This is a genomic window from Microcoleus sp., from assembly GCF_049646505.1.
Taxonomy (GTDB): domain Bacteria; phylum Cyanobacteriota; class Cyanobacteriia; order Cyanobacteriales; family Microcoleaceae; genus Microcoleus.
On sequence record NZ_JBARVX010000396.1, the window covers coordinates 1 to 9,582 of the forward strand.

Below are 9,582 nucleotides of genomic sequence, written 5' to 3' on the forward strand. Positions count from 1 at the left end.
ATCGCGTTCGTCCACGCGCTGGGCCATCCGCAGAAAAGCTTGCAGTTTGTTAGCGTTCAAATTGCGGCTGACGCGCAAAGCTTGACCTTCCAATTCCCACAAATCGCGGGTTTGGCGGTTAATTGCTACCATTTGCTGCTGAGAACTTTGCAGGTAAGTGACGATCCGCGATACTACGCCGCTAATGTCTGCTAAGGGCGGGCCTTTTGTGGCAAGAATTTCATGGTAAATTTCTAGCAAACTGTCGGCTAGGGAAGAATTATAATGTCGTGTTTGTTCTATAAAAATTTCTGCAGCCGCAGACACCAAAGACTGGTCAAAAGACCACAAACCGTAGAATTTTCGCTCTGTATCAACTTCTGGCTTGCCCTCTGGCAAATATTCTTCGGTAGAAAGTTCGCGGCAAAGCACCATTGCTTTGTATGTCGGGGCGAGGATGATTAAATTCCATTCTTCGATGATGGGGTCGTTTTCATCGAGATTTATTAAAGATACATTTTCTAATTGCCCGGTTTTGTGGGTAGCGAAACCGCTGTCGGCTACTGCACCGATGACAACGCGCCGAGAGGCGTTAGCAATATCCAGGTAGCGATCGGCTTCCTGCAAATACCATTTTCCCTGCTGAAACGTCACCAAAACTAGGGGTTTGAGTTCGAGTTCGTCCCCGCTGCTGGTTTGCAAGATGTGGTCTTCTAGGGCGTGACACAGGGCTACTAGGGTGTTTTTGAAGTAAACCCCGTAGCTAGAAGGCAGTTTTCCGTCGGGAAGTGTAGCTTGTAGTCTGGCGAGAGTTGATTCTGGATTCATTGCAAAAGGCGGTGCCGGCTCTTATTTATTGTAGCGGGCGATCGAGCTTTTTTAGCATTTTTTCTCATTCCCAGGCTCTAAGCTGCCGCGCATCTAATTTTAACAATCCTGTTTTTCTAAACTTTTGTGGGTGGGATTTGAGTAACCCCCGAAAAGTTAAATTTAAACTTGCAACTTCAGGAACCCGGTTTCTTGCGTGATTTATCGTCACTCAACGCGAAACTCGTAGAAACCGGGTTTTTAGCGACATATCGATCGGCAATGAAACTGTCGCTACGTCTTGTCTCAAAAAATTAGATTTTACTTACCTTTTGTCTCAGAAGCATCCGCAATTAAATCGTCTTTATCAACTTTCGGAACAAAATCAGGCCGTTCTTTGGATTCCCAGCCGGGGGGACGCTTGGAATTGTACCACGCAATGGAGCCGATGCTAACCGCAGCTACAAATCCAACACCAAGAACTGAGATCGGAACAATTAGGTTGCTTTCTACCATTAGGTTAAAATCCTTATTTACTTTACTTCTTTATCATTTTATGTGCTGTTGGCGATCGCGCAATATATCTGAAGGCTGAAAAAGTGACTGAATTGCAGCCATAATACTGAGATATGGGAATTTTGGGGCTGATTTTATGTCGCTGTTGACAATGGCATTGCTGTTAGCTGCCAGTTTTGCCCTCGGTGCTTTGCCGCTTACTAGCTGGGCGGTGCGACTGGTGGGCGGCGGTGATTTGAGGCGGTTGGGCACGGGAAATGTTGGTGTTTCGGCTGCTTTCATTCACGGCGGGAAATTGGCGGGGATTGCTGCGGTGTTGGCGGAAGTTGGCCGGGGTATTTTACCGGTTTTGGCGGGCAGATTTTGCTTCCCGGATGCACCGGAAATTGCGATCGCCCTGTTGATTCCTCTAGTTGCTGCCCGTTACGCGATCGCCGGAGGTGGAGGTGTCACTAATGCCGTTTGGGGTCTTTTGGTATTTTCGCCGCCGGTGGCTGTCTCGTCGGGCATCTGGGGGCTGCTGGTGTGGGGTTTGGCACAGCGGTGGTGGGGTAAGGGCGATCGGGCGAGACTGTTTGCTTCCCGCTGCGGCTGTCTGTGCACTCCTCTCTGGGTTTGGGTGTGGCGACAATCTTTGCCCGAATTTTTAGCAGCAGCCGGATTAGCTTTGTTGTTAGCAGCGATTAATATTCGTCAGGGTGATGATATGGCTTTATCTAAATCGGAACAATTGTTTTCTCTAGATGACTCGCTGGATGCCGCAATCTGCGGCGATAAAGCTGCTAAGTTGTCTCAACTGAAACGTGCTGGTTTTAATGTTCCTGTTGGTTGGATTTTGCCATATTTGAAGGAAGAAGGCAGTTCGGCAGCGGATTTTGTAGCGGATGTAGCGGATGTAAGAAAGAGGGAAGAGGGCAGTTCGGCAGCGGATTTTGTAGCGGATGTAACGGATGTTAAGAATAGGAAAATAGGCCGAGGAAATAATCGGAAGTGCGATCGCCCTTCAATCAGTAATTCTGTCATCCAAAACCTCAAAGCAAAAATCCCAAATCGTATAATTGTGCGCTCTTCTGCTGCGGGAGAAGATGGCGATTTTAGTTCCGCCGCCGGACAATATCAAACCATCGGGCCTGTTTTGACTGAAGCAGAATTGCTCGACGGCATTAATTGCTGCCGCCAGTCTTATTGGACTTCCGAAGCTGTGGCTTACCGCCGTCAGCGACAACTGCCAGATACACAAATGGCTGTATTGATTCAGCCTTATATTGAAAGCAAAATTGCCGGAGTTATGTTCAGCCGCAATCCTTTAGATGGCGGTTCCCAAATCATTATTGAAGCTTTGCCTGCAGGTGCTGCATCTGTTGTTGGCGGGCAAGTTACTCCGGTTCATTTGGAAGTTGATTTTAGCCAACCTGAAACTTTAGAAGAAAAGTTAATAACCCTAGAATTTAGTTCAATTATTGATGAATCTATTGTATCAGAATTAGTGAAACAAGCGCAAGCCATCGAAGCTTTTTTTCACGGCATCCCGCAGGATATTGAGTGGAGTTGGGACGGGGAAAAAGTTTGGATTTTGCAAAGCCGCCCGATTACTAATTTGCAGCCGTTTTGGACGCGGACTATTGCGGCAGAAGTGATTCCCGGTGCAATTCGCCCGCTAACTTGGTCGATTAATCGGCCGCTGACTTGCGGGGTTTGGGGAGAGATTTTTCAGGTGGTTTTGGGCGATCGCGCTGCTAATCTAAATTTTAATGAAACAGCAACTTTGCTTGGTTCCCACGCCTATTTTAATGCGACTTTGTTGGGCGAAATTTTTCGGATGATGGGATTGCCGGAGCAGGGTTTGGAATTTTTGCTGAGAGGGCAGAAGATGGGTAAACCGCCTTTGGGGAAGATTTTGCCTTCTTTGCCCGGTTTGTGGCGTTTGGTGCAGCGGGAGAGGGCGCTGAATGCAGATTTTGAGGGCGATCGCACTTCTATTTTCCTCCCTGCACTGCAAAATTTGCAGAATTACCAATTCCCAATGCCCAATGCCCAATGCCCAATGCCCAATGCCCAATTCCCAATTCCCAATTCCCAATTCCCAATTCCCAATTCCCAATTCCCAATTCCCAATGCCCAATTCCCAATTCCCAATTCCCAATGCCCAATTCCCAATGCCCAATTCCCAATGCCCAATGCCCAATTCCCAATTCCCAATTATCAATATTTGTCGGAGTTGTTGGCGAGAGCAGAGCAAATTCAGGAGTGGCTGAAACCGATTACTTACTACAATATCTTAGGGCCGATCGGGCTGGCAATTCGTAAAGCAATTTTTCGCGTTCCCGATGAATGGTTGGACAATGGTAATGCACCGGAAATTGCTTCGGTGCGGGCTTTGCAGCAGTTAGCAAACAAGTTGCGACAAGCTGCAATTTCGCAATCTAACGAAACTATTTCAACGGCACAACTAACGCAGATGTTTGCTGAAAGCTCGGCGCTGCAAGCGGAATTTGCAGAGTGGCTTGATACTTACGGATATTTGAGCGAAGTGGGGACGGATATCGCTGTTGCTACTTGGCGCGAACAACCGGAAATTTACCAAAAGTTAATCGTAACTATGGCTCAAAAATCTGCTGTAACTAATTTAGATGAAAGTCGAAAGTTGGGTTTGAGTTTTTGGCAGAAATGGCGATTGGATAAATGTCAGGAAAGAACTGCAGTCAAAAATGAAATTAGCCAAGTTTACGCCCGGTTGTTGGCTGATTTGCGCTGGACTTTTTTGGAGATTGAGGCTTGCGGATTGGAAATGCAGGTATTTGAGGAAGCTGGGGATATTTTTTATCTGGAATTTGGGGAGATTCAGCAGTGGATTCGCAGCGGCGCGAGTGTTGGTTTTCAGGATACGATTAGCCAAAGGCGCGATCGCCTGTTAGCCGATCGCGATCGCCCGATTCCTGCTGTAGTCTACGGCAATTTGCTGCCAAATTCTCGGCAAAGGTCGATCGACTCGGCAACATCCGCAACTGGCATTATGCAGGGAATCCCCGCAAGTATCGGCTGCGTCGAAGGTTTTGTCAAGATTTGCCGCACCGCCACCGCAGATTTAGGAGAAAGTGCGATCGTTGTCGTACCCTACACCGATGCAGGTTGGGCACCGCTGCTGTTAGTAGCAACAGCAATTATATCTGAAGTTGGCGGACAACTATCTCACGGAGCAATTATCGCTCGCGAGTACAAAATTCCGGCAGTTATGAATATTCCAGAAGCTACAACTCGCCTGCGAGACGGTCAAAAAGTGCGGGTAGACGGGTATCTCGGTACTGTGGAATTGCTGGAAGAATAGCGCGCTGCAATAGTTTAAATTTCTTGCACTCATTCACTTTCCAATCTGGAAATTATCTGCGTTAATCTGTGTTTATCTGCCTCATATCTGCGGTCGATCGGCTCGCATCAAAGATCCATCGAAAATGGAAAATAAAAATTTGCCATTTCCCGATCGACTCGTCACTCTCCTAAACTAAGAAATTCTGCACAACATAATTCCCCACATTTCTCCCAGAACTCAAACCATTTAGGTTAGAACTCATGAAATGAATGCCTCCGTAAAGGCGGCTCATCCCCGATTCGTCGGCCGCTTCGCTGAAGTTTTGATAGGTTCGCAAACTGTTGATAGAGTTGTCTCCCCGATCGGCAAAGCCAAAATCCGCACCCAATACAGAACTCATAACGGCATCGGCTGCACCGCTAAAGGTACTGTGTCCTGACGTATACTCCGGGAAGGGGGGATTTTCCAGCATTGGCATCCACTGGGGGTCGGCTGTGGTGTTGGGATTGTTGTCTCTGTCAGCTTGCACAATAGCTGTCATCGGCCGCCAGAAGTCGTAATGATACTTGGCATCCCAGCAGCTAATAGCTGCATCGGCCGAAGCAATATTTAGCAGGGCGAACAAGCGGGCGCTATCTTCCAAAGATGTGCCGGCGATGGCTGATGCTTCTTGGGCGATTTGGTTCCAGTGGCCGGGGGGAGTAAACGTCCCTGCGCCGTTGGCCCAAAAGTTGGCGATCGCACTTTGATCTGGCGTCCGCGTCAGACTGTCGATTTTGCCGATTTCTTTGACAAAATTGAGTTCCTCTGCATACTTGGCGCTGTCGAGGGCGGGGGGGGCGGGCGGGCGGAACTGGGAAGCGCTAGTCACGGCAAAGGGAGTCACATCCGGCCACTGGGGCAGCAGCGGTGCTGCGAAACCTGCGGGAGTCGGTATCCAACTGCCGGGGTTTGTTTTGCCCTGGTACGTGACTGTTTTGTCCGCGCCGTCTGTACTGCGCCAACTGATAATTTGGTCGGCAACTTCTTGTCCGAGGGCGATGCCGTCTGTTTTGGCTTTGCCGTCGGGAATTTTTGCTAGAGATGATTGCAGCGCTGCATCGAATTTGAATGCTTGTGCTGGGTAAAGGTTGACTAAGGCGCGGTGGGCTGCTGCTACTGTGGCAGCTTCTTCTGATGTGCCTGCTGGTGCATCTATGCTGACGCGGTAAGGGCTGTATTTTTTGCCGATCGAGTTTACAGAGTCGTAAATGGCTGCGTGCATGATTGCCATGTTGCGGGAGGCTGCCGGAGGCGGGGTGTTGGCTGTCCGCACTGCATTTAGTATGACTCCGTTCCAATCTCTGACGGGGTTTCCCGACAGGTGAGTTGTGAAGTTGGATCGGTCGATCGTGCTGCTGTTGACTCCCGGCAATACTGCTAAATACTCGCCCGTGAGTTTGTCTTGAATTACGGTACTGTTGCTGTTAGCGTCTGTGCCTTGCTGGATGTTTAAGTCGTTAAATGCCAGGCCGTCTAGCAATTGAATTTTGTCGTTGCCGCTGCCGAAGTCGGTGATGTAGTCAGCCGTGGCTAAAGTGCGGCCGCCGTTGTCTTTAGCAATGACAAAAATGTCATCGCCTGTGCCGCCGGTCACGGTATCGCTACCCGCGCCGCCGACAATTGTATCGTTGCCGGATTCGCCCAAAATTAGGTCGCTGCCTTTGCCACCCCAAATGATGTCATCGTCTGCACCGCCGACAATTGTATCGTTGCCTCGATCGCCGCAGATTTTGTCTTTGCCTGCATCCCCTTCGAGATAGTCGTCTCCGCTGTTGGCGTAAATTATGTCGTTGCCATCCAAGGCGTTAATTCTGTCTGGTTCTGAAGTTCCTTCGAGGAAGTCGAATTTCGCAGTACCGGTAAGAGAAACCATTGGTGTTTATGGGATATTTTTGATTATTAAATGGTAGCAAAGACTCATCGCATCAATAAATGCTCGGATATCTTTGCTTCTAATTTAGGTTATTAGATTTTCGTCTTACTAAGTAGATACCCGGAGCACAACTTTATTGAATCTTTAATTTTTCACTCATTTTTATAAATTTTTTTGTTTTATATATACCTAAAACTCAATGACTTTTGATAAATATTTACAATTACCCTGGTTTGATTAAGCTCTCAAGATATATATATCCTGGTTAGCACGAAGCTGTAATATTATATATGTTGCAGATTCGGTATTTACTTAAGTAAATTAGATTTGTGTTTATTTTTTAAGCACTTCTCAAGGCTGCGATCGGGTCGAGTTTGGATGCCTGACGCGCCGGGACAACGCCGAAAAACAGACCTACAGTGCCGGACACGCTGACAGCAAGGGCGATCGCCACAGGTGAAATGCCAGCTTGCAGGGGCGTAAAATTACCTACAAGCAAGATACCGCCGACACCTACGCAAGTACCTACTATCCCTCCGGCCGCGGATAAAAATACAGCTTCGACAATAAATTGAAACAAGATATCGTTTTGGGAAGCCCCGATCGCCTTTCTCAGCCCGATTTCTTGAGTCCGCTCGCTCACAGACACAAGCATAATGTTCATAATCCCAATGCCGCCTACCAACAGAGAAATGCTAGCAACAGCAGTTAGCATCAGTGTCAGAGCCCCGGAAATCGAGTCCATTGTCGCCATTAAATCTTTCTGATTTCTGACAGTAAAGTCATCTTCTGTAGTAATCTTGTGCCGCAGTCTCAGCAAGTTTTCTACCTGAAATTGAGCCGCGTCCATTTTCGACTCATCTTGAATAGAAATAAACAGCGAGGTGACAGCTAAACCGTAGGGAGATTTCCGCCCGACAATCCGGTTGGCCATTGTGGCGATCGGCACAACAGCCGAGTTATCATAATTCGTACCAAAAGATGTACCTTTGGATGCCAATACTCCAATCACTTTCATGCTGACATTTTTGACTCGCACTTGTTCCCCGAGGGGGTTAGCAGTCTCAAACAGTTTCTCGGCCAATTCTGAACCGAGCACTACAACTTGATTGTTTTGTCTGACATCGAGTTCCGTCAAAAATCGCCCTTTAGCCATTTCAAAATTTCTGACAGTGAGAAATTCTGGAATTGTGCCAAAAATGAGAGACGAAACATTTTTGTTACCGTAGCGAACGAGTTCAGAACTGTTGAGCTCTGCTGAAACACCTTGCACCGAAGGGACTTGAGAGGCGATCGCCTTACCATCCTCTACTATCAATGTCTGAGGCGCGCTGGCGATCGAACTTCGCCTAGCATTGGGTACTCCCGGCCTCACGATCAATACATTTGTACCCAGGGATTGAACTTGTCCAGCTACAAATTTTTGTGCTCCCTCTCCAATTCCAATCATCGCAATTACCGAAGCATTTCCGACAATCATCCCAATCATCGTTAAACTGCTGCGAGTTTTGTTTGCTACCAGTGTTTGACCGGCCATTTTGACGCTTTCAAGAAAATTCATACTTTGTTAGTTGTTAGTTGTTAGTTGTTATTTGTTATTTGTTATTTGTTATTTGTTATTGGGCATCGGGCATTGGGCATCGGGCATTGGGCATCGGGCATCGGGCATTGTAATTTAAACCCACAAATAACCAATGACTAATGACTAATGACTAATGACTACTGACTAATGACTACTGACTACTGACTACTGACTAATGACTAATAACCAATGACTAATAACCAATGACTAATGACTAATGACTAATGACTACTGACTAATGACTACTGACTACTGACTATTGACTAATGACTAATTAAGCACTTCTGAGTGCCACAATCGGGTCTAATTTAGCAGCTTGTTTTGCGGGTACGATGCCGAAAAATAAGCCGATACTGCCGGAAACGCCAACTGCAAGGGCGATCGCCACTGGGGACACGCTAGCTTGCAAAGGAGTAAAAGCAGAAACTAAAAGCACACCGCCGATACCGAATCCAGTGCCGATCGCACCACCAGCCGCCGACAAAATCACAGCCTCAATCATAAACTGAATCAAGATATCCTGTCCAGAAGCACCGATCGCCTTTCTCAGTCCAATTTCCTTCGTGCGTTCCGTCACAGAAACCAGCATAATATTCATAATTCCGATGCCGCCCACAAACAGCGAAATTGCCGCCACAAAAGCCAGCATCAGAGTCAAAGCACCAGTAATGCTGCCCAAAGTATTCATTAAATCCTTCTGATTTCGGACAGTAAAATCATCCTCTTTAGTAATATTGTGGCGCAATCTGAGCAGATTTTCTATTTGAAACTGCGCCGCCCGCATCAAACTCTCATCCTTGATTGAAACCGAAATAAATGTTACCTTAGTACCGTAGGGAGACGAACGACCGACAATCCGATTAGCCATCGTTGTTAGCGGCAAATAAACATTCATATCTTGATTGTCGCCAAAAGTCGAACCCTTTGGCTGCATCACTCCAATCACTTGAAAAGTCGAATTTTTGATACGAACATATTGACCAACTGGCTGTGCATTACCAAACAATTGTTCTGCTGCTTCTGAACCTAAAGCAACTACATTTTCTTGTCTTTGTAAATCTAACTTGCTTAAAAATCGACCTTGACCAACATCAAAGCTTCTGACAGTCAGAAATTCTGGTGTAGTTCCGACAACAGAAGACGAAACATTTTTGTTGCGGAAGGTAACGAGTTGACTATCATTGAGAGTTGGTGCAACTTCGTCTACAGAAGCAACTTGAGAGGCGATCGCCTCTGCATCTTCCAACACCAAAGTCTGAGGCGGAATCACCGGGCGACTTTGCGCTTCAGGACTTCCGGGAATGATAAACAGTAAATTTGACCCCAGAGAGTTAACTTGTCCCGCAATAAACGTCTGTGCTCCTTCGCCGATACCGATCATCGAAATTACAGAGGCATTACCAATAATAATTCCTAACATCGTCAAGCTGCTGCGGAGTTTGTTTGCCGTCAAAGTTGTGACAGCCATTTTGACAC

The 9,582-nt window shown here is 47.1% G+C and carries 6 protein-coding genes; 1 reads left to right on the forward strand and 5 read right to left on the reverse strand.

Going from position 1 to position 9,582, the window contains the following annotated elements:
* Together WBA89_RS19800 and psb35 are read right to left on the reverse strand one after the other, a co-directional pair.
* Positions 1 to 807 (reverse strand): DICT sensory domain-containing protein (locus WBA89_RS19800; protein ID WP_424408900.1); only part of this gene is annotated, 807 nt, incomplete at its 3' end.
* 300 nt (positions 808 to 1,107) lie between these two features.
* Positions 1,108 to 1,302, reverse strand: a complete 195-nt coding sequence (psb35, locus tag WBA89_RS19805; protein ID WP_424408901.1) for a photosystem II assembly protein Psb35 — start codon at positions 1,300 to 1,302, stop codon at positions 1,108 to 1,110.
* Between the two features lie 136 nt (positions 1,303 to 1,438).
* On the opposite strand from psb35, the gene WBA89_RS19810 reads away from it, so the two are divergent.
* Positions 1,439 to 4,627: a glycerol-3-phosphate acyltransferase gene (locus WBA89_RS19810; protein WP_424408902.1), complete on the forward strand. Its 3,189-nt coding sequence runs from the start codon at positions 1,439 to 1,441 to the stop codon at positions 4,625 to 4,627.
* A 169-nt stretch (positions 4,628 to 4,796) separates the two neighbouring features.
* On the opposite strand, the gene WBA89_RS19815 is transcribed toward WBA89_RS19810, so the two are convergent.
* The 3 genes from WBA89_RS19815 to WBA89_RS19825 form a co-directional block, all read right to left on the reverse strand.
* Entirely contained in the window at positions 4,797 to 6,524 is a 1,728-nt protein-coding gene (locus tag WBA89_RS19815; RefSeq protein ID WP_424408903.1) for a M10 family metallopeptidase C-terminal domain-containing protein, read from the reverse strand.
* 340 nt (positions 6,525 to 6,864) lie between these two features.
* On the reverse strand, positions 6,865 to 8,085 hold the full coding sequence (locus tag WBA89_RS19820) for an ABC transporter permease (protein ID WP_424408904.1): 1,221 nt from the start codon (positions 8,083 to 8,085) through the stop codon (positions 6,865 to 6,867).
* 295 nt (positions 8,086 to 8,380) lie between these two features.
* A partial coding sequence (locus tag WBA89_RS19825; protein WP_424408905.1) for an ABC transporter permease occupies positions 8,381 to 9,582 on the reverse strand: 1,202 nt, incomplete at its 5' end.

Excerpts from the sequence above, each read along its gene's own strand:
- WBA89_RS19820 (WP_424408904.1), bottom strand. The coding sequence starts at position 8,085 with ATGAATTTTCTTGAAAGCGTCAAAATGGCCGGTCAAACACTGGTAGCA.
- WBA89_RS19815 (WP_424408903.1), bottom strand. The coding sequence starts at position 6,524 with ATGGTTTCTCTTACCGGTACTGCGAAATTCGACTTCCTCGAAGGAACT.
- psb35 (WP_424408901.1), bottom strand. The coding sequence starts at position 1,302 with ATGGTAGAAAGCAACCTAATTGTTCCGATCTCAGTTCTTGGTGTTGGA.
- WBA89_RS19810 (WP_424408902.1), top strand. The coding sequence starts at position 1,439 with ATGTCGCTGTTGACAATGGCATTGCTGTTAGCTGCCAGTTTTGCCCTC.